Source organism: Mediterraneibacter sp. 210702-DFI.3.120, assembly GCF_020561005.1.
Lineage (GTDB): Bacteria > Bacillota > Clostridia > Lachnospirales > Lachnospiraceae > Mediterraneibacter > Mediterraneibacter faecis.
Genome location: NZ_JAJCNG010000002.1, coordinates 15,103 through 40,693 on the forward strand (window position 1 = coordinate 15,103; position 25,591 = coordinate 40,693).

The window sequence follows — 25,591 nt, forward strand, 5'->3', positions numbered from 1 at the left end:
CCCTACTTATTCCACAATTTTGCCGTCCTCAATGCGGACAATCCGATCTGCAAGACGGGCAATATCGTTGTTGTGGGTAATCATCACAACGGTTTGCCGGAACTCCGCACTGGTGCGCTTGATAAGCCCCAGCACCTCAGTGCTGGTCTTGCTGTCAAGATTGCCGGTCGGTTCGTCCGCCAGCACGATAGCCGGTTTGGTAATCAAGGCGCGGGCGATAGCCACACGCTGCTGCTGTCCGCCGGATAGATTGTTCGGCATATTTTTCAGTTTATCTTCCAGCCCCAGTAGGTGAACAATTTCGTCCAAAAACTTCTGATCCACCGTGTCCCCGTCCAACTCCACCGGCAGGACAATGTTCTCATACACATTCAGGATGGGAACAAGGTTATAGTTCTGGAAGATAAAGCCGATGTTGCGGCGGCGAAAGATGGTAAGCTGCTCGTCGTTCTTCTTTGCCAGTTCTTCGCCTCGGACAATCACGGTTCCGCTGGTGGGAGTGTCCAACCCGCCCATCATGTGAAGCAGGGTGGACTTGCCGCTACCAGAGGTTCCCACAACAGCCACAAACTCGCCGTCCTCCACGGAGAAATTTACGCCGTCAAGGGCGCGGGTAATGTTCGGTTCTGTACCGTAATACTTTTTCAGGTCAATCGTCTGTAAAACGCTCATATTCAAAACTCCTTTCAAGGTTTCCTACCTGTTGATGAGTGTATTGTAAAACCCAAATGTCCGCGAAATGTTACAGCGGCTAAAAAAATTCATTGAAAATTGAGGTGAAATGTTACAACGCTCGGACATTTCATTTTATCTCTGCACTTCGGGCCAACTTGACCCGAAGCAGAAAGTTTCTCTCAACGCAAGGGAAGCATAATGGAAAATTCCGAACCCTTGCCCGGCTCCGAAACCACTTTGATATAGCCACCCTGCCGCGTTACGATCTCGCGGGCCAGATACAGGCCAATGCCCACACCCTGCTGTTCGTGTACTTCTTCCTCACGATAGAAGCGCTGGAAGATAGCGGCCTGATTGCTTTCGGAAATGCCCTTGCCAGTGTCGGTCACTTTGATTTCCACATACATTTCCCACAGCACCACAGACACAGCGATTTTCCCGCCTGCCGGGGTGTACTTCACCGCATTGTCCAGCAGGTTAAAGAGGGCTTCCGATGTCCACTTGCTGTCATGGGAAACGGTCAAATCCTCCGGGCAGTCCACGGACACGGCGATTTCCTTTTTCTCCGCTGCATACACGATCCCACTCATGGCCTGTGCCACGGTATCAAAGAGGCGGCCCGGTTTCTTGTCCAACTGGATCACGCCTGTTTCCAGACGGGAGGTTTTCACAAGGGCCTGAAAGAGAAAGTCCAGCTTATCCGTCTGGCTGCGGATTCCCCGGATAAAGTCGGTGCGCTCTGCCTCGGCCATAGGCTTTTCCAGCAGGGTGTCCGTCGCCATTTTCAGATTGCTTACCGGCGTTTTCACCTGATGGGAAATATCCGATACAAGGGTCTGTAACTCCTGCCGTTCCTCGTCCACCCGGCGGCGGTTCTCCTGCATGATCTGGTAAAGCCTTGCCAGCCGGTGTCCGATTCTGGCAAGCTGGGTTTCGCTGTCCTCTGGCCGCTGGGGCGCTTCATTTCCGGCAATCATGTGGTCTAAGGTCTGGCACAGGTCAGCGGTAAACTGTGATAACCGTTTTCCAAACGCCTGCGTCAGTACAAAAATCCCTACAAGGGCGCACAACAGCAGCGCCCCGCCCGTCAGCAGCACCGCCGTCTGTTTTGTCACAAGAAAAAGGGCTATGGTGATCCCGGACATGGAGAGGGCAAACCCTATTGCCACCCGGCCAAACAGCCGCTTTACCGAGAGGTTTTGAAACTTCATTTTGCCTCGCCTCCCGTCCATTGATAGCCCATGCCGTAAACGGTCTTGATGTAGGGCGCGCCGCCGTCGGATTCAATCTTGCTGCGAATCCGGCTGATAGAAGTTGTCAGGGTGTGTTCGTCTACAAACCTTTCGTCTATATCCCACAGCTTTTCCAAAAGCTGCCCACGGGTCAGCACTTGCCGGGGATTTTTGCGGAACAGGTTCAGCATTTTGTACTCCATCGGGGATAGGGTCAGGGGCTTGCCATTTAAGGAAGCCGTCTGTTCCGAGAAGTCCAGAAACAGCCGCCCGTCGTCGTAAATGTCCTTGGCCGGTTTGTGGTGTTCCAGCATGGCGAACATGGCTTTGATTTTCCGCTGCAAGGCCCCGATCACAAAGGGCTTTGTGATGTAGTCCACCGCGCCCACCTCATAGCCCCGTATCTGGTCGCTTTCCTGATCGTTGGCGGTCAGGAAAATCACGATGGTATCCGGGTGCTGGGGCTTTATCAGCTTGCACAGTTCAAAACCGTTCCCGTCCGGCAGGTTGATGTCCAGCAGCACTAAATTAAATTCCCGCTGGCGGATGGCTTCGGCTGCGGTTCTGGCATTTAGGGCAGAAGTCACGCCGTAGCCGTCTGCTGTCAGGTTATAGGCCAACATCTTATTCAAAAAACTGTCGTCCTCGACAATTAAAATCTGCTTCATATCCTCACTTCCTTTGCTTTTTGCAGATAGTATAACAGGCAAATGTCCGTGAAATGTTACAAGGACAAATATATTTATCATTTTACAGCTTTTTTATGTGTACTGCAATTTTATAAAAGAAAGGACAGCAGTATCATCAAATTGCTGTCCTTGCGGTTTATTATAGCTGGTAGTGTATAAGCGTGGGTTCATCATATTTGGTGTGGTATCTTTAACTATGGGAAACTCCGTTTTCCCAATTTGAAACAGTTTGCCTGGTAACATGAAATAATTTGCCAAACTCCTCTTGTGTTAATAGATTGTCTTTACGAATGTTTAATCATTCGCTCCCCTCTATTGTGGTAAAATTAACGTCGAATTTTTTAACAGCGTGGCAATCACAGGGGCATATTTAGATATTCCATAATCTTCAACAATACTGGTTATTCTAGCGCCAGCATCCTTTGATGAAGCACCACATAAGAAAACCCTTTCATCAGCATATATAATCCTTGCTCTGTAAATACATGAGGATTATATCTGCTCTTACTGTTAAGGTTTGCGGTCAAAAAAATCGTCCGCAACTCTTCTCGAAAAAATCATATGATATAGAATTGTAATTTTCTAAAAAAGGCGCATGGATTGGATCCATACGCCTAATTTACACATTGTTATTATTCTTTCCGAATCCTTTCAACAATGCTTTCCCGACTCATCTTTTCAAACTGATACTTTGGTATCACATACGCAATCCCAACCAAAATCGGAATCATAAGCACACATGGCATTATCGTAAGATGCAGCCGGAAGAAAAATGCCGTACCGAGTGTATTTGCTAAAATCTTCTCTGCCCCAAACACAACTAATAATACTGCAATCACAAATGCACCTCCCAAATATAGGAATCCCTCAGCCACCAACATTTTCGATATCTGCTTTTTCGTCATTCCAACAACTTCCAAAAGCGCCAGTTCCTTTTTCCTGCTGATTACAGAGGTTGCTGTTGTATTAAAGAAATTCATAATACCGATAAATGCTAAAATAACGACAAGAAAACCACCGATCATATAATATTTGCTGACAAACTGTTGAAAACTCTCTTTCATGTCCAATACAGAAAACACATTGATCATATCATTTTCTTTCAAAATATTTTCATCAATGTATTCTTTTATCTGCTTGTCCTTGCCCTTCTTTGCATCGATGGCAGCATACATGGCTGATTCATTTTCCGTCTGGGTAATATACTCATCTTCTGGAACTAATACCGTAATATAGATAAAGTCTGCATACGGATAATCCAATGCATATGGCATCAGTGCTTCTCCAATGACTTCGTAATCTTTTTGGTTTCCATTTTTGTACTCCATCTGAAAAACATCCCCAGTCTGATAATAAGAAACCGGATGCTCTGCATATTTATCACCATAATCTACAACCACATAATTTCCGCTTTTAAATGTATCCCAAGAGCATTTTTCCCCTCTCCATTCTAATTTGTCAAACACCGACTCACTGATTCCGAGAAAATGAACACTTACTGTATTGGAAGCCTTTGCATCTTCCCAAACCTGTTCTTCATAATCGGTCCAGTTTTTTTCATATTTATCTGCGAATGCTTCCCATGTTTTCAGAAGTTCCGGCTCCATCTTGTGGGTTTCTTCAGAATAATACACATATCCTGTCTTAGCACTATCGGGACATTCGTCCAAAATCTCTTTGATTTCAGGTGTAATACCGTTGAAATTCGTATTTGACAAACTTCCCGTCATCTGATCCAGTTGAAAATCGGAAGCTAAAAACACTTTTCGGTAAGAATCAAAATCATATCCCTGCACCAACATCACGATACAGTTGACAACCACCATAGAAAGAGCGATAGAAAGCATAACAATCAATCCCTTTTTCCAATTTCGTAACACATTTTGAACTGCCATCCCCCACCAGGTTACAGAAGTATTCTTTTTTATTTTCCTATGTGACTGCTCTCCTTCTGCCAAACGCAGAGCTTCCACAGGCGAAACTCTTTCCACCATTCTACAAGCCTGCAGACTGGAGAGATACACCGTTAAAAGCGTTAAAAGTATCGCTGCAAGGAAAATCAAAGGATTTGCTGATACTACTGTCTGAGCCGTTTTTCCTGCCTGTGCACTAATTTCAGCATCTGCAGTCAAGGACGGAGCCATACAAAGACCTGCAAGATAACCACAAAGCAATCCGATTGGAATGCCAATAGCTGATAATCTCCACGCCTGCATACGTACAATTTTTTTCAATTGTTTTCCTGTTGTTCCCACGTTCTTCAATAATCCGTAGGCTCTAATATCCGTTTTCACGGATATATTAAAAATATTATAAATAATTAAGTAACCAGCCAATATCACAAACAGTACCATTACAATAAGGGAAGTGAATGAAAATGAATCCTCTTCAAAAAGATTATATGCCGGATTGATCTCCAATCCTGTCCCTGCTTTCGTAAATCCTGCTGTCTTAGATATATTTTCTGTTTTCTTTTCCAGATTCCAAAGATTCTTGTACCAGACAGAATACTCCTTTCCCCCATTATAGATACCATTTTCTAATTCTTCCTGCGTAACGGGATAACGATTCTCCTTTGCATAGGCTTCGGATACCCAGACCATCTGACCTAAAACAGCTTTATCCCCCTGCCAGAATCCACATATCTGAAACGTATCTGTCTTATATTGTTTCAGCATAGGATTTACTTCCCAGGTCAGCGTGACTTCTTCCCCAATCTTTGGTGTAACACCCAGAGATTCCAATATCGTGCTGCTAAGTGCTACTTCATTTTCTTTCTCCGGCAGTCTTCCTGTAGTTGGCAGACAATTAAAACTTTCTGCCATATTTTCATCTGCATATCGGACCTCTACGGAAAATCCAAACCGTTCGTCCATTCCAGCTCCCAGAAAAATACCGGAACCATATCGTTCCACATCTTCATCCTGTTCTATTGTTTTTTGCAATCTCTCCGCATCTTCTTCTGACAAATTCTGCGCAATAGCATGGGATGAATCCATAAATTGCTTAATTTCCGTTGCTCTTTTGGAAAGTATCATGGATACACTCCCCACAAAGAGGCTTGTAAATAACAGTGATGTCAACATGATTGCAATAACAGCAATAATATTTCTTGCTCGGTTCATTTTCATAAAACGTTTCGTCAATAATCGTAACGTTTCTTTATTCTCTACTTTTACCATATAATCGCCCTCACTATACCAAACCACTGTCTGAAACAATTTTTCCGTCTTCAATCTGTAAAATCCTGTCAGCCATCTGGGCAATCTCCTCATTGTGAGTAATCATTACAATCGTTTGATGAAAACGCTTACTGGTGACTTTTAAAAGTCCCAATACATCCTGACTCGTTTTTGAGTCCAGATTGCCTGTCGGTTCATCTGCCAGCAAAATAGCAGGTTTTGCTGCTAATGCTCTTGCGATTGCCACTCTTTGCTGCTGACCCCCTGACAGTGCACTTGGAAGATTTTCCAGTTTTGTCCGAATACCCAGTGTATCTATGATTTCATTTACATAACCTTTTTCAATCTTTTTTCCATCCAGTTTTACAGGAAGAACAATATTTTCCCATACATTCAGCATCGGAACCAGATTATACTGTTGAAATACAAATCCAATATTTCTACGCCTAAAAATAGTAAGCTCTTCATCTGTCATATGGCTTAAATTCTGTCCGTCAACAATGACCTGACCGGATGTTGGATTATCCAAACCACCAATGATATGAAGCAATGTAGACTTTCCACTTCCAGAGGTTCCAACAATCGCTACAAACTCCCCCTTTTCCACTTCTAAATTTACACCATCAAGGGCTTTGACTTCTGTTTCTCCCTGTCCATATATTTTTCTTAAATTCACTGCTTTTAATATATTCATGCCATCCTCCCATCAAAAAAGTCTGTATTGATCTTTACAATACAGACTTTATCATAACAATGTCTCCATCTGGTTTCTGAAATGTCACAGTTTTGATACTATTCCTTCTTTGCTATCGGAAGAAACACAGAAAATGTAGAACCCTTTCCTCTCTTTGATGTCACTTTTATATACCCCTTTTGTGCCTGAATGATCTCTCTTGCAAGGAATAAGCCAATTCCTACTCCTGGCTGGTCTGCCACTGACAGACTCCGATAAAATCTTCCAAATATCTTTGGTATTTCTTCTTTTTCTATTCCAATGCCATCATCAATGATATCAATCTTTACAAAAAAAGAATACTGCTCGACTTTTATCTGAACATTTCCCCCACATGCTGTGTATTTAATCGCATTGTCTACAATATTTCCGAGTGCCTCCACGGTCCATTTTGCATCACACATAGCATGTAAATCCGTGTCAAATAGACTCAGGGAAATATCCTTCTCCATTGCTTTTACATTAAACTGCTGCTGTACGGATGCAAACATCTGTGCAATAGCAGTATCCTCCGGATGTACTGCTATAATTCCGCTCTCCATTCGTGATAATTTGACCAGTGATTGTATCAGAAAATCCAATTTCTCCGTCTGCTCCAAAATGGTAGCTATCTCCTCTTGATTTTCATTACTCACTTCAGAGAGTATTTCTCCATAGACTTTCAGATTTGAAATGGGAGTCAGTGTCTGATGCGCAATATCTGAAATAAGTTTTTGTATCACTTCTTTCTGTTCCTGTTGATTTTTTTTTGCCAGAAAACTACTGTCTATATATTGTTTCATGCTGTTTTCAAGAGCAGAATACTTTTCTTCTGATATGTCTGTCCGTTCCAGTTCTCCATCTATTGCACAATCCAGCATTCGCTGCAGCCGGTTCAAAAGCTTTTTTTCTTTCTGATAAAAAAAGCTGTACCAAAAAACTCCGCTCAGGACAAATATAACTACAATCAACATAATTGTTTCTATCATCCATTCACCGCCCATGTATAACCAATTCCATAAACCGTCTTGACATATTCAGGCTTCTGCGTATCATCTTCTAATTTGTCTCTGAGGCGTTTGACTGCAACAGTCAGAGCATGAGCATCCACAAACTCTGTATCCCCCTGCCATACCTCGTCAATCAGATATTCCCGTTTCAATACTTTTCCTCTGTTTTCACACAGCACTCTAAGAAGCTTTTGTTCTGTCTTACTAAGTTCAATAGGTTCTCCATCTTTGAAAAATTCCATTTTATCGAAATAGAACTCAAATCCATCAAGCTCCATAGAATTTTTAGCTGCTGCCTCTTTATTTCTAAGCTGCACAGACACTCTTGCACGCAAAACCATCAAGCTAAACGGTTTCGTAATATAATCATTTGCCCCAGCTTCCAATCCTGTTACAATATCTACTTCCATGTTATTTACTGTAAGCAGAATAATCGGCACCTGACTGTTTTTCCTTATTTCTCTTACAAAATCAATCCCATTCCCATCCGGCAAGTTCACATCTAACAAAACCAATGTGATATCTTCCTTTTTCAAGATCTCTCTAGCCTCCTGCAAAGTTCTGCACTGATAAAAGAAATAAGCATCATTCTTTAAAGCCAGACGGATTCCATCATTTAATTTTTTGTCATCTTCAACAATCAGTAACTTTTCACTCATATTTTCTCTGCTTTCTTTCAAATTACGCTAATTGTATCATTGCCAGTTTTATAAATCAAATCATTAAATCAAAATCTCCGGCAGAATTTATCTTATAAACAGCAAGAGACTGTTGCAAAATACAGTTTAGATTTATCATACATACAAAATGGAAGTTATCTATTTCTCCTCTTCGTTAAGACCTAGTTCATTACATATTACTTGCTATCCCTGATACCTTATTCTTTCTACCAGCGTTTCCTTTTTCAGATTACTGCTTAAAACGCAGGAAAGTACAATCTGCAACAGACCGACCAAAAGAATCATAATAGAAATTGGTACGATTGGAACATGGTAGATATTCATTCCAAATATTCCATTATGTTTTGCATAGGAAAAAAGTGTATAGCCGAGCGGCAGACCAATGATCAAAGCTACGCATATGGTGCCAACCGTAAAAATCAGTCCCTGTAACTGCAGACATAAATTTAATTGTTTATTTGTCATACCCACAGCCTGTAATACACCATATTCCTGCTTTTTTGTCGTAATATTCATGATCATGGTGTTTGCCATATTCATAAAACCGATGAGTCCCACAACCGCCATAAACAGATAACAGCCGAGCTTCATCATACTGCTTGCAAATTCGGCAGATTGTAACTGCGCATGATAAGTATCCATTTTTATATGCGAAGTATTAGAAATCAAAGTATTCAGACTTTGTTCTACAGATGCCATATCTTTTTTATCACAGTCCACCCACAGATATCCATAGGCTGTTCCCCTCGGATTCATGGAACGGTATACACCTTCCGGAATGACAAGATAAGTGTCCGCGCTTACAAAGGATCCCGCAATCTTTCCCTGATAGGTATAGGTTCCACTTCCATTCTCAAAGTCAAATGCAATGGATTCACCCGGAGCATATCCATCTTGTTCCATCCACATCGACCAGCCAAAGAAAATTTCACCATTCTTTACCGCCTGATCATAGTCCATAGAGCCAATATCCCCGTCCTGGCGCATAAAATCAAAATCCTTTTTACTCACAATAGTAGCCGGAAATCTTGTTCCGTTCAGATTTACAGAGACAATCTCTCTCGTCATGACATCTGTCACTCCCGGAATGCTTTTGATTTCTTCAATCATTGAATCATTCAATGGATTATCCGTCAGAATCGTATCCAGATTATTCTCCGGATATCTTTCATCGTACTCAGCAGAATAGTCAAGCTGCAGTTCAAATTGTCCATGATTAACGGAAAGACGTGCTTCATGCTCCGTATCAATATTTCCTACATAATTAGAGATAATCACAAACAATGCGCAGGAAAGCCCCAGTGTGAGGATGGTACCAATGGTTCTTTTTGGATTACCCGTTATATTTGCCATTGCCATAGAAAACACGGTGACATTTTTTCTGCCATTTCGTTTTCCTTTTTTGTGTGTTTCTGCATTTTCTAAATACCGTGTTGCTTCGATAGGTGAAATCCGTGAAACAATTTTCATTGGTTTGCGCAGTGCCAAAGCAACGGTAAGAAATGATACGAAAATACATAGAAGTATAACAGGCAGGGAAAACAGTGGCACCTGCTGATTTTGGACTCCCATAGAGCCCGTTCCGGTTGATACAAGATTTCCCTGTTCTACCAGCCAGTTAAAACCGCATTTTGCAATCAGAAAACCAAGAAGCAATCCAACCGGTATTGAAAAAATTGTCAAAAAAATGCCCTCTCTGAAGATCAGTTGTTTCATCTGCTTTTTTGTCGCTCCCAGAGCCTTGATTTTTCCATACTCCTGTATCTTGTTGACAATACCGACCTGAAAAATATTATAAATGACCACAACAGAGAAAAGTACAATTGCAAGAATCAGAATTCCACATACCGCAATCGTTTCATAACTCGGCTGCAAGACCCATTGCAAATAGAGATCATTGACTATAACGTTTTTTTCTTCGATTCCACAAGATGCTGCAATCTGCTTTATAACCGGTTCAATATTATTCATAGATACATTTTCAGAATCGTTTAACGTAAAATAGATATTATACTGTCTGTCATTCTCTGCGACGTGCTCATCATAAAACTCCTGTGACCCGAAAGCAACATAAGATGCCTCGATGGTATACTCATTCCGGTCATATAGGATTCCGCTGACAACAAACTCTTCCGGCTTATATTCTGACCGCATCCCTGCACGGTAATCCAGTGTAACCGTATCTCCGACCTTTACATCATCATATCCCATTGCACGAAAAAAAGCTCTTCCGGCGGCAATTTCCTGCATTTTTTCCGGATACTTTCCTTCCTTTAACTCATATTCTTTATTATAAGGAAGCATTTTTCTTGCAGTCTCATCCATGCAGACAAACCCGCCTTTTTCATTGCCTTTTATGATGCCTTCTGTACACATAATTCCTATTGCATCTATTTCTGCACGGCGGCTTACTTCCTTTAACTGCGAGGCATCTGCTGCGACAAACAGACCATAATTGCTTCCATATGAGCCTGCCGCCTGACTTTTCTGCAAACGTATCATTCCATTTCCCACAGTACTGATAATCACAAGCAGCATCGTAGTCAGACATATGGACATCATAATCAGTATACTTCTTGTCTTGTTCTTTTTGTCATTGCTATATGCAATCCTGCTTATTGTCTTCATCTGAAATCCACCACCTGTCCGTCCTCAATCACCAGAATACGGTCAGCGACCTGTGCAATTTCGTCATCATGGGTAATCATTACAATTGTCTGTCCATATTTTTTTGCTGTCATCTTAAGCAGGGCGATCACCTCATCACTGGTCTTAGAATCAAGATTGCCTGTCGGCTCATCTGCAAATATAATTTCCGGACGATTCACCAGTGCTCTTGCAATTGCTACTCTCTGCTGCTGTCCTCCGGATAACTGATTTGGCAAATTGTAAATCCTCTTTTCAATCCCCAGAGTTGCAATAATATCATTTACATACGCTTCATCCACTTTTCTTCCATCCAGCCCCAGTGGCAGTACAATATTTTCCCAGACATTAACAGATGAAACCAGATTAAATGCCTGAAAAATAAATCCGATTTTTCTTCTGCGGAAAACAGCAAGGGCATCTTCCTTCATCCTGTATAAATCTTTCCCTGCTAAAGTAACACTGCCTTTTGTCGGGGTGTCTAGCCCTCCAAGCATATGAAGTAATGTACTTTTACCGGAACCTGACTTTCCAACAATTGCGACAAATTCTCCCTGCTCAATCTGAATGTCCACCTGATTGACCGCTTTGACCTGATTCTCACCTGCGCCATAAAACTTACAAAGCTGCTTGGTTTCTAATATCACACTCATGTGTTGCCTCCTTTTCAATTCTGTAAAGCGTACCTTTTCAGCACGCTTTCTTTGCCTGTTTATATATTTGGTCATTTTTCAACCTACATCCAAATTGTATCAGGATAATCTTTCATTTCACTTTCAAAAAACGAGCAGAAATCTTACAGAATTGTAAGATTTCTGCCCACTTAAAATTTAACCAACATATGGTAATTGAATCACAAACGTGCTTCCTTTTTTCTTTTTGCCGGAGGTTACCATGATTGTACCTCCGTGTTTTTCGATAATTTCTCTCGATAGAAAAAGTCCGATTCCTGTACCACTCTTTTCCATGACCTTCCTGGAACTTCCTCTGTAAAATCGTTGAAAAATTTTGTGATACTCATTCTGCGGAATACCAATTCCCTGATCCTCAATTTCCATTCTTACAAGATCGTTTCTTTTTTGTAACCGGATAAATATTTTTGAACCATCCGGGCTGTACTTGATTGCATTATCCAGAACGTTGATCACAGCTTCACCAAGCCACCTTTTATCCTGCATAATCGTGCATGTTTCCAGCTCTTTTTCATAGTCAAAAACGAATTCAATTTCTTTCTCATCCGCTTTTGGATAAGTACAGTTCACAGCAGATATGACAGTATCCATAAGCGGAAGTTTTTTCTTATTAATCTGAATCAGTCCAGTTTCCATCTTGGATATTTCAAGAAGCGACTGCAATAATGTCTCCAGTCCATCCAGAGCACTCCGACAACGGATACGAAACTCCTCCTGTTCTGTGGCACTTAAGTCATTCTGCATCAGCACACTAAAACATGTATCCAAAGCTGCAACCGGTGTCTTTAACTGGTGAGAGATATCAGAAACCATTTCTTTCGTGCTCTCTTTTTCTTCCCTTGCTTCTTCCTTTAGCAACTGAATATGATGTCCGATTGCTTCAAGCTGGTCATTCAATTTTTCCAGTTCTGCTGGATTTTCCGTTTTCAGTAAAGCATCAAATTTATTTTCACGGAATCTGATCAGAATTTCTTCCAACTGGTCTAAAATTTTCTGATGACACGCATCTTCTTTTTTCTTCCAATAAAGTAAAAAAGTCAAAAGAAGCACGCATATCACAGTGCTTACAGCACCGGTCACCATAACCTGATGCCGGAATTGCATATAAAATGCATTCCCTTTATTTCCCCAGTATCCATATTGCTCCAATAATCGCCTTCCCTGTTCGTTGGTTTCAATATCCTTATCCTTAAGCAATTCCGAAACAGCATCCAGCCCGGAAAATTCTTCCTTTGCAGCAATCTCTGTCATAAGATTCATTTTATATTTATAATCTTCATAAAACACATACGTGGTAAAGCAATTTAATATTGCAAACAATACTATGACAGGCAAAACCAAGGAGAGCGCTACTGTGATCTTCTTGCGATATCTCTTTGTCACTGCCTTACCTCCTGATTCCATATATACCCAAGACCTCTGATATTCTTTATATAGACCGGTGCAGCCGGATTGTCTTCGATTTTCTCACGGAGTCTTCTGATATTGACAGCGATTGTATTTTCATCCACAAAATCCCCTTCCAGATCAAACACATTTTCCAATATTTGTGTTTTTGAAAGAATCATTTTCGGATTCTGAAGAAAAAAAGTCAGCATTTTCAACTCCGTTTTTGTCAGACTGATTTCACGACTCTTTATCAGGACTTTCATTTCTCCTGCGATAAATACGATATCTCCCGAAATCATCTTTCCGGCTTCCGTTTTCTCCTGTCTGCGGCGGAAATGTGCTTCTATTTTCAAAAGAAGTACCGAAAGACTAAACGGCTTTGTAATATAATCATCTGCCCCTGCTTCATATCCCATGACCTGATCCATCTCCTGATCTAGTGCTGTAAGACAAATAATGTATGTATTATAATTGCATCTCATCCACCTTACAAATTCCAGTCCATTCCCATCCGGAAGATTCACATCACAAATGGTAACATCCACATTATTATCACTTGCAATTCTTTTCGCTTTTTTCACTGATTCTGCTGAAAAAACCTCATATCCGGATTTTTTCAGTGAGAATGTAATTCCACGATTTAAATTTTCATCATCTTCAACCACGAGTATACCTGGCATAACATATGCACCTCTCTTTATTAACTATTCATCTTAAAATGCTTCAATGCCTCCACAATTGCACTTTCTTTATCTTCTGGGCACTGTGGCTGCCTGCTATCTTCATTTTTAGGTAAATTAGGACTTGGAACAAGTTCCAAGTCTGTCGCGGCAGTCGTCGAATTGCCCTGCAAGCAGTCCATTCTCCTCGTTACAACGCGCAAATTCTTTCCAACTTCAATTCCGCATTTTTTCTTTACCTGTGAAATATACAGATTGGAGACCTTCATGCCAGCATTATGTTCAGCCACATACTTCTTTATCTCATCATATGTTGACTTAGTCTCTGCAGATGTTACATCCACATCATCAAGTTCAATCGTGACATTAATATAATCATCTGGTTTTTTGTTGGGACAAAAGAACAACCGTCTCAACGGTACTTTCGTTGTCCCAACAAAGTTCCTGTATTTCCCTGTCTCCAAAATACACCGGAAAACGGAACTTTATGTGCTTCAGGAATCTGCCATCTGGCTGCTCCTGCTCGTAAATGTCCACCTGTTCTACAAAGCTATTAAGAAATTCTTTTTTCTCCAGGTCGGTGAACTTATCATATAGTTTATCAAAATATAAAAGAAATTGATAGACGTTTTCTTCTGATATTTTCTGTTGCCGGATATTCAGCAGGCGATTCTTAACTTCTTCTATACTATTCTCCACGCCTTCAATTTCATCATATAGACGATATAAGCGTGTCTCCATATCCTGATATTTCTTTTCATAAAATTTATCCATGATATCCAGACTATCCATCTGCTGTCCAAGTCTTGCTTTTGCTCCGGTCAGTTGCCTGTGCTGTTTTTCCAGTCTTTCAATCTCTTTTTCTATTTCTTCTGTATCTATTCTTGAACCGATTTTATTCAGAATTGCTTCTTCAAATTTCGGATTCTTCACCAGCTTCCGAATAACTTCTTCCACTGCATTGTTAATCTTCTCCTCGCTCCATTGTTTACGATATCCACATTTATGACCATCTACCAGGCGACGATGTTTGCAGGCATAATAGAAATAATCCTTATATAAGGTTCCGTCTTTCTTTTTCTTTCGGTTCACGTTTCCATACATACCACTTCCACATAATGGGCATCTCAATATTCCGGATAAAATATGCTCATGATCGAAACTATGTGTCTTTTCATATTTCACACCTGTTTTTTCCCGTTTTTGATGTGCCAGCTCCCAGTCTGTTTCTGAAACAATCCCTTCATGGATACCATCGTGCAGCATATAATTTTCCTGCTTTACAATGCGGTATTCATTTCTTGTACCAGAAACTTTCTCGTTTTTCCTTCGTCCATAAGCCAGCTTTCCACAGTATACCGGATTATCCAGAACGCCCTTTATAAATGAAGCGGCAAATGCGTCCAGTGTATTATTCTGTCGTTTTTTCTTTTTGTATCCATGCTGGTTCAGCCATGCAGCAATCGCAGAGATTCCCATATTGGTATGAATAAATTTGTCATAGATCAGACGAATAATCTCTGCTTCGTCCTCTGCAATCTGCAATTCTCCATTTACTAATTCATAACCATACGGAGCAAATCCACCATTCCATTTTCCTTCCCTGGCTTTCTGCTTACGTCCTTCCATTGTCTGAACAAGGATATTCTCTCGTTCAATCTCTGCCACCGCAGACAGAACAGAAATCATCAGCTTTCCACTATCTTTTGAGCTGTCAATTCCATCTTCTACACAAATCAGATTCACTCCAAAATCCTGCATCCTCTGCAAAGAATTTAATACATCTGCCGCATTACGACCGAATCTGGAAAGCTTGAACACCAATACAAACTGTACCTCATCTGTTCCATTCTCAATATTATCCAACATTCTCTGAAATTCCGGTCTGCCCTCTACGCTCTTTCCAGACTTACCTTCATCGGAATACTCATTTACAATTTCCATATTCTGAAATTCCGCATATCTCTTGAGTTTTTCTTTCTGAGCATCCAGACTGTAGCCATCTACCTGCATGGTTGTGGATACTCTGGTATATATATCGCATTTAATCTTTTTATTCTTCATAATCTTCCTCGCAGTATAACTCTGTTTTATTGTCCCAACCTTATTTTAGTACTTGTTCCAACTATTTTCAATACTTATTTTCCGTATTGACGCATTTCTTCGCCAATCGTATAATTAAGTTAGATACAGAGCATTTCTGTTATCAAAATATTGCCCGCCCACCATTGGCGACTTATAAATGATTGGCTCGAAAATATTGTTCGCTTACCGGAAGCGTCTAATAAATGTCCGGCTTGAAAATTATTTAGAAATAATTTCTGTTTTTGATATTGTGTTTTTATCACACATTGCATATACTATAAATACACAAAAAAGCCAAAAAAGAGGAGGTGTTAGTATGGCTACTTCAAGTATTACTCATAATTTTGTCGTATCCAATCCAAATAGCGTAAAGCGTTTTGTCGCAGCAATTGACGAAGCCGACCGTGACCGCACACCAAAGCAGACACTTCCCGGACGTCAGTTAACGAACCCACAGGAAATCTTAGCTTTAATGTCAAAAAGGAAGAAAAAACATGTCTGATAAATATTTTACCGTTAATATTCGGGCATATTTGGATAAAGACGAACCGACATATATCGGAGAGGAAAGTCTTTACGACTTACTCTCCGATTTTTCTTGTCCCAAAAATCCCGATGTGGAATACTTTTTATTACATAATGCGATTGAGTTTACCAAAAAAGATCAATCTATCACTTATCTGGTATTTGATGCTGAAGATGCTTCACTGGTTGGTTATTTTTCACTTACAATAAAACCAATCTCTGTCCGTGCTTCAAATATCAGCAAGACAATGGCAAAAAAACTGTCCCGTGTCAGTATTTTGGATGAAGAAACACAATCTTATACTACCGCAGCTTACCTGATCGCCCAGTTGGGAAAGAACTATTCTCTTCCAAAGGAAAAACGAATTCCTGGAAATATTCTACTGGGATTTGCACTGGAAACCATATCCAGTCTCAAATATTCCGTAGGTGGCGTTATGGAGTTTCTTGAATGCGAAGATAATGAATTTCTTCTGAGCTTTTATACGCAGAATCATTTCAAGCCATTTGATACGCGTATTACCGCTTCTCAGAATAATGAGCCACACACTCTGCATCAGCTTTTAAAATTTATTTGATTTAAAAATGCATGAAAAAAGCGACAGTCTGATTTACATTTTGTATTTCAGGAAACTGCCGCTTCTTTTTCTTCCTTATTCTGTTTTTCTTCCTCCAACTCCCGGAGGACTTCAGCGCCGTACTTATCAATCATCCGTACCAGAAAATCAATGCACCGCTCAAATTCAATATTCTGTTGCATAAGCTCCTCCCGTTATTGTTTTGATCTGAGCTTATTTTACAGAACCTGCCGGAAAACCACATTGAATAGAAATTGATTGTAAATTGACACAATCAATTTAAAAATATCCGCATTTTCTTGAATCGAATATATGTTCGTGTTATGATAGATATACTTAATCTTAACTACGAAAGGGGAATTTCTATTGAATCGATGCGATTTTTCTTCTATTAGCACTTGCTTAAAAAATCATATCAGCGAAAGTAATCAAATGAGTCAGCCTGATTTTTTATACGAATTATTTGAAGATTTTATGGATGATCCGGCAAATCAGGATTTTTCTATGGATAATGGTCTGGTTTGTCGTTGGCTGACCGGTCAAGCAAAGATCAGTCCCAAAATATCTGCCTACTATTCCAAACCCAGTAATCAGAAAAAACTGGCAGAAACCATTCACCAGAATCTGCTTCCATTGATGTCTGACTGCAATATGGCTATGCAGGATATATACACATTATTTATACAAGATGACACCATCTCCGATGCCAAAAAGAAAAATCTGGCTTCTCTGTACAAACCAGCCAGCTCACGTCTGCTTTTTCTTGCAAAGCTGATTTCTTTTGGCATGGAGCGACAATTTATCAAACGTGATACTAAAAATCAAAAATTAATTGCCGGAGGTGCCCTGTCACCCATTGTGCTGGATTATATTATGGACAGTGAGGTTCCGAAACCATGCCGTCATTTTATCGGAAGAGATAAAGAACTAGAAGAATTATATACCATGCTTGAGGAAAACCGTCATGTTTTTCTTTGCGGAATTGCCGGTATTGGTAAAAGCGAACTTGCCAAAGCCTACGCAAAACATTACAAAAAGCATTACACTAACATTCTATATGTAGAATATACAGGTGATCTTCATCAGGACATTACTGACATGGATTTTATTGATGATCCACCAGAAATCAGCGAACAGGAACGGTTTCAAAGACATAACCGTTTTCTGCGTTCCCTGAAATCCGATACTCTGCTTATCATAGATAATTTTAATGTCACAGCTACACAGGACAGTTTTCTGTCAGTAGTATTAAAATACCGCTGTCAGATTTTATTTACGACCAGAAGTAATCTGAATGAATACTGTACTTTTCAATTAAAAGAAATAAAGGATATAAACATTCTTTTCCAACTGACATCTGCATTTTATTCAGAAGCAGACAAGTATCGTTCGACCGTCGAAAAAATCATAGAGACCGTACACTATCATACTTTTGCTGTAGAACTGGCTGCAAAACTTTTGGAAAATGGAATTTCAACTCCAGGTCAGTTATTAGCAAAACTTCAGGAAGAAAGAGCATCTCTCGATAATGAAGATAAAATTAAGATAATCAAGGATGGTCAAAGCAGTAAAGCCACTTATTATAGTCATATCCATACTCTATTTTCACTATATGCTTTATCCCGAAAACAGCAGGATATCATGTGCAATTTGTGTTTTCTTCCTTACACTGGTATTTCTGCCCGCATATTCGCCAAATGGCTGGAACTGCCTACCTTAAATGAAATTAACGACTTGATTGAAACTGGTTTTGTGCAGACAACTACACGTCACACAATCTCCCTGCATCCTATGATTAAGGAAATTGCCCTTTCAGAGACAAAACCATCTGTAAGTAGCTGTCACATATTACTGGATTCTTTACAGAAAATATGTTTAATGCATGGAATGGAAGTAGCTTATTACAAAAAGCTATTTCAAACAATCGGAAATATCATAGAATTGATTGAAAAGGATGATATACCAAAGTATCTGCTTTTTCTGGAAAATGCATTTCCATACATGGATAACTATAACTACCACAAAGGTATGAATGGAATCATTCAGGAACTAACGGGGCTGTTAAAGAAAAAAAACATTGGAACCGACTCTGACCGGGCATTGTTACTGGATTTTCAGGCTACTCTTGAAATCAAGCCAGAAAAAGCAATAAAACTGGAAAAGGATGCACTTGCCCAGATAGAAAATATCACTGCTGACAATGCTCGCCTTGTTTCCAACCTTCATGCCAATCTCGGTGGACTTTACCGCATGAACGGTCATCCCGATCTTGCAAGAGAACACATGGAAAAAAGTATCTCACTGCTTGACCAATTTAACCTGCTTCATATAAATGACAGCATACCTCAGATTGCCAATTATGCAATGTTCCTGACAGAACAGCAGGAACCCGAAAGAGGCATCTCTGAATTGCAAAAATTATCCGGCATCATCAAGGAATACCATTCCGATGACTGTCTGGATTATGCCAAAGTACAGGAAACCCTTGGAACCATTTATCTGATGACTGCCAATCTTCCGCAAGCCAAAACACATTTTAAAAGAGCTTTCAAAATATATGAAAAGATCTGGGCTGATGAACCAGAAATGATTGAAGCAAAATATCAGGAAATTCAGGAGTTATATCCACAGATTGGATTTTGCATTGGAAAAAATCTATCCGGTCTTTTAACAAAATAAGTACAATTTACGGCGGGCAACTTGCCCGCCGTTATATTCAACTATTCGTCAAATAAATATATGCATCTTCCAAAGTGATATCATTATCCAGGACACAATTCTCATTTGGCTTTCCTTTGCTTAATACTTTCATATGAATTCCATTTTCTACATACTGCTTAGATGAAATAGAATAATTGGCTTCTAACAAACGGGCTTCTTCTGCGTTTTGTACCGTACAATTCCAAACACAGCCCTTTGCATTTTCCAGCAACCCACTCACGCTTCCAGAATATAAAAAACTTCCCTTTTTCATAATGGCAAGCTGTGTACAGGTTGCTGCTAAATCTTCTACTACATGAGTGGAAAACAGCACAGTTCTATCCTTTGAAAAATCAACCAAAAGATTGCGGATCCTGATTCTTTCTTCCGGATCTAACCCGGTGGTAGGTTCATCAATAATCAAAAAATCCGGATTATTAAGAAGTGCCTGTATGAGTCCGACACGTCTCTTCATACCACCAGATAATTGCCGCATTTTTTTATTCTGATGCTCTGTAAGAGAAGTCTTTTCCAGATAATAGGTAATTCTTTGTTCGAGGTCATTTCTGGCTACTCCTGACAGTCCCCCCATATATACAAGACATTCTTTCACCGTAAGATTCGGATATAAGTCGATTTCCTGTGGAAGATAACCAATCTTTTTCTGTATTTTCTCATAATTTCCCTCGTTATACAGAATTCCATCAAGGGAAACCATTCCTTCCGTTTGTTTTAAAACAGTTGTAAGAACCCTCATCAAAGTGGTTTTTCCGGCACCATTCTCACCCAAAAGTCCGTAAATTCCCTTAGGTATTTCAAGAGATGCCTTATTTACTGCAACTACACCATTTTTAAATCTAACTGTTAAATCATTTATTCTAATACTCATAATCTATCCTCTTTTCTTTAAAGTCATTGGTAATACTGCAAATAAAAACAGCCCCGCTATAAAAGACACAAGCGTTCCATAAATCCAACTCTCGGACATTAATTGAGTAGGTTCACAAAAGCTGAAAGAAAACAATCCCAGATTTCCGAAAAATGAACTTCCCGCTTTTGATATAAGTCCAATGACAATTCCAAATAAACATCCAATACCTGCCCACATATTTCGAAGCAATGTACACAAAATCACAGAGCATATACTCCAAAGCCAGATAGTTCCAAACATTGCAATGAAATATAAAAGAAATATCTGAATACCCGAAATGCCTTCGTTTACACTGCCCGGTTTTTGCCAGAAAAACAAAACATATCCAACACAGGAAAGTATTAATAAATATAATATTTGAACGCCCACTCTCTGCGATATTACTTTTAACTGCTTTTTTTGATCATACAAATGAAATACATCGGCACGCTTACTTTTTACTTCCATCAAATATGTGTCACTACAAAAAATAATTGTTAAAAATGCTATTGGCGACTGAATCGCTGAACCGATTTCTTCATAGTATATAATCGGATGAATAGCACACAATATCAGTATAAATGCACATGAATAAAAAATCTTATATAACGACAGGCAGTTTTTTAGTTCCGTTTTCAATGAACCCTCCTCCTTTTCCAGATTGTAACAGAAATACATACTAATATAACTGATGAAATTACAAGAATAATCTGATTTATGTTTGACATTTTGGCTACATGTGTTTCAAAAAATCTGCCAGGGAATCGCACCATAATAGAGAACGGTCTCATATAATAAATATCATTCTTCATGGTCAGCATATTTGAATATATAATGTGTAAAAACAAGATTGGTGCTGCCGGAAGCGGATTTTTAAATATTAATGCTGTAATTGTATAGACACAACATATCATCAAAAGATTCGGAACAATATAGATCAGAGAATTCACGCAAAAATCAATTGGTGTTACTGGAAAGCCCGATTCTAAAGACGTTTTCAAACACAGCATAAAGAATATAACATTCAAAATCACTAATACTCCCAGCATACTAATGAATCCGCTTATTACTTTCCCACATATATATTGGATTGCCGTAACAGGCTTTGTATGTAATAATTCATAGGTACTTTTTCGTGTATCCTGAATAAATAAAAATGATAGCAAGACTGTTGCAAAAAAGGCCATATGCAATCCTGCAAAATCCGTAAATTTTTTGGCAAAGTACCAGGAAAAAGAATGTTCGGATAATTTCCGCTCGATATAATGATTGATTTCTTCTGCTGTCCCCTTATGAATTTCAAGGTCCTCATAAGCATATATTGCATTATAATAGCCATATTGGGATTCCAAAAACTCAGAAGCAGTCTTTACATCCATATTCTGAATTTCTTTCATTACATGATCTGCTTCCTGCCTGCTAAATCCAAAACCATTTTTGGAGGTGTCCATTAACGTCCCTTTGATCGTATCTTCCCACTCCCTTCTTCTTTCTTTATCATCAGATGTGGGAATGTACCCATCCATGACATCAGCATCTTCCAATGCTACGTCATTTTGTGTGATCTGTTCATTCTGTTTGATATAATGAATTTGCAAATACGATGACAGACATTGATACATACTGGCAACTATAATAATCAAGCCAATCCACAAAACAGGGTTCTTTAAATAATCAAGTATACTTCTTTTTATGATTGTTTTCATTGTATCTCTTCCTTTCTTTATTTCTTTAACAACATCATACAAATCAATTCTCAATAAATTCACAACAAAAAAGACTAAAACCACTTTATTTGTGATTTCAGCCTTATAAAGTATTTTTATTCAGCTTTGAAAAGAGCTTCTACATGAGCACCGCCTTGTCTGGCATTATATATTTTCAAATTTCCTCCATGCTTTTCACAGAAAATACGAGAAATATACATACCAAGGCCAAAATGCTTTAAATCATCTTGTGGATTCTTATGATAAAATGGCTCTGTTACTTTTTCCTCAGTATCCACAAATCCTATTCCATCATCTTCAACAGAAATTATAAGAAAACCATCCTTTTTCTTTATCTGCAAAGCAATACTTTTTTGTGCATATCGAACCGCATTTTCCAGTAAGTTGTCTGTCACTTCCATGACAAGTTCCTCATCCACTTTCACAATGTTTTGTTCCTGCACTCTTTTTACCTTACATAATTTACTTTCCTTCTTGGACAGCATGGCAGCTTCTGCCTCAATCTTTTTTGCCAGTTCCGATAACTCTATCTCTGAGCATTGCAGTTCCCTCTGTTCTAAATGGGACATTTTTCTCATGTTTTCCGTGAAATGCTCTATACGGTCAATCTGATACATGCCTGTTTGTAAGATATCAATAACATCCTCTGTTTTTATACTCTCGGCAGAAACAAACTCTAAGAGCATTTCCTGATACCCACGCAATATGGAAAGTGGAGAACGTATATCATGTGCAATTGCATTCCGCAAAGCCTTCTCGTCATCAATCATTCGCCACATCTTTCTGTTGTTATCTGCTAAATCACTTCGCATCATTTCAAATTCTTTACACAAAGTTCCCATCTCATCTTTATTTTCATAGGACACATGAAAATCCAGTTCATTATCTGCAATCATTTGTGAGGCATCTTTTAGTTCCTGTAGAGGTGTCTTTAACTTATTTTTATAAAAAAAGAATACCGCAACAACACTCCCAACAATCGAAAAAATCAGTACCGAATATGTTTCCATAAAGTCACACATTTCCGAAAGATGATAGTCCAAACGATTCATCTGCGATTGATTAGGTCTTGATATCTCAATCTCGTATTTCTTTCCATATTGCTGAAACACGTCCGTATAATCTGCATAATCAATATATTTTTCCCATATTTTATTCTGCATATTTCCTGCAAAATGAACTGTAAATCCAGATAACAGAAATGCTGCCGTTAAGCTGATCACAAAATAAAGCAGAATTGTTTTTTTCAGTGACAAGTTTCTTATTTTTTCCATCGGTATCCAATCCCCCATACAGTTTCTATGTATTCTTTTTCTGAATAATCCGCTATTTTTTTCCTTATACGCCGTACTAATTCCGTTATCGTTCTACTGTCCCCTTCCGCATCATATCCACAGACTTGTGCATATATACGTTCTTTATCAAACACCTGCCCTGGATGCATGGATAAGAATTCAATAATCTGATATTCAATTTTTGTGAACTCCATCCTGTGTCCGGCTATAGCTACTATTTTTTCAGAATAATCAATCAGCATTTCATCCATGAAACGGTATTCCGTTTTTTGTTGATGCCTTTCTTCTCTCTTTATGTTTGTGACAATCCTTGCTTCCAACTCCCGAAGACTAAATGGTTTCGTAATATAGTCATCCCCACCCGAAAGCAACCCGTTAATTTTATCATCTTCATCAACTCTTGCTGTTAGAAACAAAATCGGGCATAACACTTTACTGCGTATCAGACGACATACTTCAATCCCATCCATGCGTGGCATATTGATATCCAACAAAATAATATCCGGTTTCATTTTTATTTTATTTAATGCTTCCATTCCGTCTGTAGCCGTAATGGTTTCATATTGTTTCATATTAAAATAACTACAAAGCATTTTCACCAATTCTTTATCATCATCGACAACTAAAATCTTGTATTTCATCCAAACCACCTCCAGTATCCATATTATACGATAAAAAACAATGAAATCACAACAAGAGTACATGAAGAATGTACGCACAATATATCTTTTTTCTCAATTCCAGCTCAATTTCCACTCAATGTCTTTTACCTCCGATTTTCGTATGCTTATCTCACAGCAAAGCAGTACCACACCGGTATGACCTGCTGAATCAATCAATACGAAAACGGAGGTATTTTTTATGCGAGAACTCAAAAACACAAAAATCATCGCTGTAGATCATGGCTATGGCAATATGAAAACAGCAAACACCGTCACACCAACCGGAATCAAAGCCTATGAAACCGAACCAATCTTCACCGGGAATATTCTGGAATATAACGGCATTTACTACCGGATTGGCGAAGGACACAAAGAATTTATCCCGGATAAAGCTATGGACGAAGAATATTATCTTCTGACGCTAATGGCTATTGCAAGGGAACTGAATGTCTTTTCCATCCGTGAAGCAGATGTTCATCTGGCTGCCGGACTTCCTCTGACATGGATCAGAAATCAAAGAGAAGCTTTTCGTTCCTATCTGCTCCAGAATCCAGAAGTCCATTACCGTTTCAACGGCAAAGAATATCATCTCCACTTTGCGGGATGTAGCCTTTACCCACAGGGATATCCGGCTATTGTAAACCACCTTGGAAATTTCAAGGGAACTAATCTCCTTGCAGATATCGGAAACGGAACCATGAACATTCTGTATATTAACAATAAGAAAGCTCAGGAGAGCCGATGCTGGACAGAAAAACTTGGTGTAAACCAGTGCATGATTGCCGCAAAGAACGCTGTTCTGGACAAATTCGGAGTGAAAATTGAAGAATCCACAGTAGAACAGATTCTGCGGTTTGGAACAGCTGACATTTCAGCACCATATCTGGATTGTATCAGTTCTATTGCCAGACAGTATGTGGCAGAACTTTTTTCCACGCTCCGCAAATATGAATATAATCCTGACCTGATGCGCCTGTATGTGGTTGGCGGCGGTGGATGCCTGATCCGTAACTTCGGAACGTATGACAAATCACGAGTCACAATCATTGATGACATCTGCGCCACTGCCAAAGGTTACGAATCTCTGGCTTATATGAGCCTGAAAAGGAGGGGATAAACCATGCAGAACAATATCCGCAACACAAACCTGCGCTTTAATCTGGACAAAGAACAACAGCGGAGAGCCTGGGAATATTTACAGACGATGGACAGGCAGGATTTTAAATCTTACAGTCAGGTAATCTCTCTTGCACTGGTAGATTATTTTGACCGCTACTACCGCACACAGGCTGATCCTTATCTGGAAACAAGAGAACGGGAAGAACTTTTTGTGAAACAGATTGTAGATGCAGTGGAAAACAGTCTGAAACAGGAATTGCCACTTTTTCTTTCCGGACTGACTGTAGGCATGGCGCAAAGGGAGCCCCAAATCAGGGCGTCCTTTCCAACACCTGAAAATTCACAGCCGGATAATGATGTAGACTGGGATTTTCTTGGAGAATAACTGATTGGAGGTGAACAC

At 39.5% G+C, this 25,591-nt stretch carries 26 protein-coding genes and 1 pseudogene; 5 read left to right on the forward strand and 22 right to left on the reverse strand.

What is annotated here, in order from left to right; translation table 11 throughout:
• Positions 1-6: 6 nt before the first annotated feature.
• From LI162_RS01640 to LI162_RS01720, 16 genes and pseudogenes are all read right to left on the reverse strand, one after another.
• Entirely contained in the window at positions 7-672 is a 666-nt protein-coding gene (locus LI162_RS01640) for an ABC transporter ATP-binding protein (protein WP_015536575.1), read from the reverse strand.
• Between the two features lie 182 nt (positions 673-854).
• Positions 855-1,886 (reverse strand): sensor histidine kinase, encoded by a 1,032-nt coding sequence (locus LI162_RS01645; protein WP_055192238.1) that lies wholly within the window; start codon positions 1,884-1,886, stop codon positions 855-857.
• Positions 1,883-2,575, reverse strand: a complete 693-nt coding sequence (locus LI162_RS01650; RefSeq protein WP_007890426.1) for a response regulator transcription factor — start codon at positions 2,573-2,575, stop codon at positions 1,883-1,885. Before LI162_RS01650 ends, LI162_RS01645 begins: the two co-directional genes overlap by 4 nt.
• 211 nt (positions 2,576-2,786) lie before the next feature.
• Positions 2,787-2,888 (reverse strand): helix-turn-helix domain-containing protein, encoded by a 102-nt coding sequence (locus tag LI162_RS16020; RefSeq protein ID WP_173021094.1) that lies wholly within the window; start codon positions 2,886-2,888, stop codon positions 2,787-2,789.
• 20 nt (positions 2,889-2,908) lie between these two features.
• Positions 2,909-3,055 (reverse strand): annotated as a pseudogene (locus LI162_RS15860) (ORF6N domain-containing protein); the annotation flags it as partial.
• On the reverse strand, positions 2,998-3,138 hold the full coding sequence (locus LI162_RS16035) for a hypothetical protein (RefSeq protein WP_416389057.1): 141 nt from the start codon (positions 3,136-3,138) through the stop codon (positions 2,998-3,000). The pseudogene LI162_RS15860 and the gene LI162_RS16035, both read right to left, overlap by 58 nt.
• Before the next feature lie 90 nt (positions 3,139-3,228).
• Positions 3,229-5,778 carry an ABC transporter permease gene (locus tag LI162_RS01665; protein WP_155203582.1) on the reverse strand — a complete coding sequence of 850 codons (2,550 nt, stop codon included), beginning with the start codon at positions 5,776-5,778 and terminating at the stop codon, positions 3,229-3,231.
• A gap of 13 nt (positions 5,779-5,791) precedes the next feature.
• The gene (locus LI162_RS01670) at positions 5,792-6,472 is read right to left on the reverse strand and encodes an ABC transporter ATP-binding protein (protein ID WP_155203580.1); all 681 of its coding nucleotides are present in this window, start codon (positions 6,470-6,472) and stop codon (positions 5,792-5,794) included.
• A 98-nt stretch (positions 6,473-6,570) separates the two neighbouring features.
• On the reverse strand, positions 6,571-7,479 hold the full coding sequence (locus tag LI162_RS01675) for a sensor histidine kinase (RefSeq protein WP_155203578.1): 909 nt from the start codon (positions 7,477-7,479) through the stop codon (positions 6,571-6,573).
• Entirely contained in the window at positions 7,476-8,159 is a 684-nt protein-coding gene (locus tag LI162_RS01680; RefSeq protein ID WP_055157629.1) for a response regulator transcription factor, read from the reverse strand. Before LI162_RS01680 ends, LI162_RS01675 begins: the two co-directional genes overlap by 4 nt.
• Before the next feature lie 204 nt (positions 8,160-8,363).
• Positions 8,364-10,808 (reverse strand): ABC transporter permease, encoded by a 2,445-nt coding sequence (locus LI162_RS01685; RefSeq protein ID WP_055157096.1) that lies wholly within the window; start codon positions 10,806-10,808, stop codon positions 8,364-8,366.
• On the reverse strand, positions 10,805-11,479 hold the full coding sequence (locus LI162_RS01690) for an ABC transporter ATP-binding protein (RefSeq protein WP_055157098.1): 675 nt from the start codon (positions 11,477-11,479) through the stop codon (positions 10,805-10,807). The genes LI162_RS01685 and LI162_RS01690 overlap by 4 nt, the downstream gene beginning before the upstream one ends.
• A gap of 177 nt (positions 11,480-11,656) precedes the next feature.
• A complete protein-coding gene (locus tag LI162_RS15525) occupies positions 11,657-12,922 on the reverse strand; it encodes a sensor histidine kinase (RefSeq protein WP_055157100.1) in 1,266 nt (421 codons plus the stop codon).
• Complete coding sequence (locus tag LI162_RS01710; protein ID WP_055157103.1) at positions 12,898-13,587, reverse strand: response regulator transcription factor; 690 nt, start codon at positions 13,585-13,587, stop codon at positions 12,898-12,900. Before LI162_RS01710 ends, LI162_RS15525 begins: the two co-directional genes overlap by 25 nt.
• 20 nt (positions 13,588-13,607) lie before the next feature.
• Positions 13,608-14,003 carry a hypothetical protein gene (locus LI162_RS01715; RefSeq protein WP_194205068.1) on the reverse strand — a complete coding sequence of 132 codons (396 nt, stop codon included), beginning with the start codon at positions 14,001-14,003 and terminating at the stop codon, positions 13,608-13,610.
• Positions 13,963-15,651: a recombinase family protein gene (locus LI162_RS01720; protein WP_227155582.1), complete on the reverse strand. Its 1,689-nt coding sequence runs from the start codon at positions 15,649-15,651 to the stop codon at positions 13,963-13,965. Before LI162_RS01720 ends, LI162_RS01715 begins: the two co-directional genes overlap by 41 nt.
• Before the next feature lie 337 nt (positions 15,652-15,988).
• Here LI162_RS01720 and LI162_RS01725 point away from each other — a divergent pair, with 337 nt between their 5' ends.
• Entirely contained in the window at positions 15,989-16,174 is a 186-nt protein-coding gene (locus LI162_RS01725; RefSeq protein WP_014080774.1) for a hypothetical protein, read from the forward strand.
• A complete protein-coding gene (locus LI162_RS01730; protein ID WP_005348504.1) occupies positions 16,167-16,775 on the forward strand; it encodes a hypothetical protein in 609 nt (202 codons plus the stop codon). The genes LI162_RS01725 and LI162_RS01730 overlap by 8 nt, the downstream gene beginning before the upstream one ends.
• Before the next feature lie 47 nt (positions 16,776-16,822).
• Here the strand turns inward: LI162_RS01730 and LI162_RS15530 are convergent, their stop codons facing one another.
• A complete protein-coding gene (locus tag LI162_RS15530) occupies positions 16,823-16,957 on the reverse strand; it encodes a hypothetical protein (RefSeq protein ID WP_005348500.1) in 135 nt (44 codons plus the stop codon).
• 250 nt (positions 16,958-17,207) lie between these two features.
• On the opposite strand from LI162_RS15530, the gene LI162_RS01735 reads away from it, so the two are divergent.
• A complete protein-coding gene (locus LI162_RS01735; RefSeq protein WP_055180172.1) occupies positions 17,208-19,454 on the forward strand; it encodes a tetratricopeptide repeat protein in 2,247 nt (748 codons plus the stop codon).
• Positions 19,455-19,491: 37 nt separating this feature from the next.
• On the opposite strand, the gene LI162_RS01740 is transcribed toward LI162_RS01735, so the two are convergent.
• The 5 genes from LI162_RS01740 to LI162_RS01760 all read right to left on the reverse strand — a co-directional run bounded on the left by LI162_RS01740 (position 19,492) and on the right by LI162_RS01760 (position 24,048).
• Complete coding sequence (locus LI162_RS01740) at positions 19,492-20,364, reverse strand: ATP-binding cassette domain-containing protein (RefSeq protein WP_005348496.1); 873 nt, start codon at positions 20,362-20,364, stop codon at positions 19,492-19,494.
• Positions 20,365-20,367: 3 nt separating this feature from the next.
• Complete coding sequence (locus LI162_RS01745) at positions 20,368-21,024, reverse strand: hypothetical protein (RefSeq protein WP_008705633.1); 657 nt, start codon at positions 21,022-21,024, stop codon at positions 20,368-20,370.
• On the reverse strand, positions 21,021-22,091 hold the full coding sequence (locus tag LI162_RS01750; RefSeq protein ID WP_015560115.1) for an ABC transporter permease subunit: 1,071 nt from the start codon (positions 22,089-22,091) through the stop codon (positions 21,021-21,023). The genes LI162_RS01745 and LI162_RS01750 overlap by 4 nt, the downstream gene beginning before the upstream one ends.
• Positions 22,092-22,207: 116 nt before the next feature.
• Complete coding sequence (locus LI162_RS01755; protein ID WP_055157108.1) at positions 22,208-23,386, reverse strand: HAMP domain-containing sensor histidine kinase; 1,179 nt, start codon at positions 23,384-23,386, stop codon at positions 22,208-22,210.
• On the reverse strand, positions 23,374-24,048 hold the full coding sequence (locus LI162_RS01760; protein ID WP_014080778.1) for a response regulator transcription factor: 675 nt from the start codon (positions 24,046-24,048) through the stop codon (positions 23,374-23,376). The genes LI162_RS01755 and LI162_RS01760 overlap by 13 nt, the downstream gene beginning before the upstream one ends.
• 220 nt (positions 24,049-24,268) lie before the next feature.
• Here LI162_RS01760 and LI162_RS01765 point away from each other — a divergent pair, with 220 nt between their 5' ends.
• A complete protein-coding gene (locus LI162_RS01765; protein ID WP_015560112.1) occupies positions 24,269-25,186 on the forward strand; it encodes a ParM/StbA family protein in 918 nt (305 codons plus the stop codon).
• 3 nt (positions 25,187-25,189) lie between these two features.
• Positions 25,190-25,573 carry a hypothetical protein gene (locus tag LI162_RS01770; protein ID WP_015560111.1) on the forward strand — a complete coding sequence of 128 codons (384 nt, stop codon included), beginning with the start codon at positions 25,190-25,192 and terminating at the stop codon, positions 25,571-25,573.
• Positions 25,574-25,591: the final 18 nt, after the last annotated feature.

What these genes read in the sequence shown, in the direction of transcription:
- LI162_RS01640 (WP_015536575.1), bottom strand. Translation starts at nt 672, where the DNA reads ATGAGCGTTTTACAGACGATTGACCTGAAAAAGTATTACGGTACAGAA.
- LI162_RS01645 (WP_055192238.1), bottom strand. Translation starts at nt 1,886, where the DNA reads ATGAAGTTTCAAAACCTCTCGGTAAAGCGGCTGTTTGGCCGGGTGGCA.
- LI162_RS01650 (WP_007890426.1), bottom strand. Translation starts at nt 2,575, where the DNA reads ATGAAGCAGATTTTAATTGTCGAGGACGACAGTTTTTTGAATAAGATG.
- LI162_RS01665 (WP_155203582.1), bottom strand. Translation starts at nt 5,778, where the DNA reads ATGGTAAAAGTAGAGAATAAAGAAACGTTACGATTATTGACGAAACGT.
- LI162_RS01670 (WP_155203580.1), bottom strand. Translation starts at nt 6,472, where the DNA reads ATGAATATATTAAAAGCAGTGAATTTAAGAAAAATATATGGACAGGGA.
- LI162_RS01675 (WP_155203578.1), bottom strand. Translation starts at nt 7,479, where the DNA reads ATGATAGAAACAATTATGTTGATTGTAGTTATATTTGTCCTGAGCGGA.
- LI162_RS01680 (WP_055157629.1), bottom strand. Translation starts at nt 8,159, where the DNA reads ATGAGTGAAAAGTTACTGATTGTTGAAGATGACAAAAAATTAAATGAT.
- LI162_RS01685 (WP_055157096.1), bottom strand. Translation starts at nt 10,808, where the DNA reads ATGAAGACAATAAGCAGGATTGCATATAGCAATGACAAAAAGAACAAG.
- LI162_RS01690 (WP_055157098.1), bottom strand. Translation starts at nt 11,479, where the DNA reads ATGAGTGTGATATTAGAAACCAAGCAGCTTTGTAAGTTTTATGGCGCA.
- LI162_RS15525 (WP_055157100.1), bottom strand. Translation starts at nt 12,922, where the DNA reads ATGGAATCAGGAGGTAAGGCAGTGACAAAGAGATATCGCAAGAAGATC.
- LI162_RS01710 (WP_055157103.1), bottom strand. Translation starts at nt 13,587, where the DNA reads ATGCCAGGTATACTCGTGGTTGAAGATGATGAAAATTTAAATCGTGGA.
- LI162_RS01720 (WP_227155582.1), bottom strand. Translation starts at nt 15,651, where the DNA reads ATGAAGAATAAAAAGATTAAATGCGATATATATACCAGAGTATCCACA.
- LI162_RS01725 (WP_014080774.1), top strand. Translation starts at nt 15,989, where the DNA reads ATGGCTACTTCAAGTATTACTCATAATTTTGTCGTATCCAATCCAAAT.
- LI162_RS01730 (WP_005348504.1), top strand. Translation starts at nt 16,167, where the DNA reads ATGTCTGATAAATATTTTACCGTTAATATTCGGGCATATTTGGATAAA.
- LI162_RS15530 (WP_005348500.1), bottom strand. Translation starts at nt 16,957, where the DNA reads ATGCAACAGAATATTGAATTTGAGCGGTGCATTGATTTTCTGGTACGG.
- LI162_RS01735 (WP_055180172.1), top strand. Translation starts at nt 17,208, where the DNA reads ATGAGTCAGCCTGATTTTTTATACGAATTATTTGAAGATTTTATGGAT.
- LI162_RS01740 (WP_005348496.1), bottom strand. Translation starts at nt 20,364, where the DNA reads ATGAGTATTAGAATAAATGATTTAACAGTTAGATTTAAAAATGGTGTA.
- LI162_RS01750 (WP_015560115.1), bottom strand. Translation starts at nt 22,091, where the DNA reads ATGAAAACAATCATAAAAAGAAGTATACTTGATTATTTAAAGAACCCT.
- LI162_RS01755 (WP_055157108.1), bottom strand. Translation starts at nt 23,386, where the DNA reads ATGGAAAAAATAAGAAACTTGTCACTGAAAAAAACAATTCTGCTTTAT.
- LI162_RS01760 (WP_014080778.1), bottom strand. Translation starts at nt 24,048, where the DNA reads ATGAAATACAAGATTTTAGTTGTCGATGATGATAAAGAATTGGTGAAA.
- LI162_RS01765 (WP_015560112.1), top strand. Translation starts at nt 24,269, where the DNA reads ATGCGAGAACTCAAAAACACAAAAATCATCGCTGTAGATCATGGCTAT.
- LI162_RS01770 (WP_015560111.1), top strand. Translation starts at nt 25,190, where the DNA reads ATGCAGAACAATATCCGCAACACAAACCTGCGCTTTAATCTGGACAAA.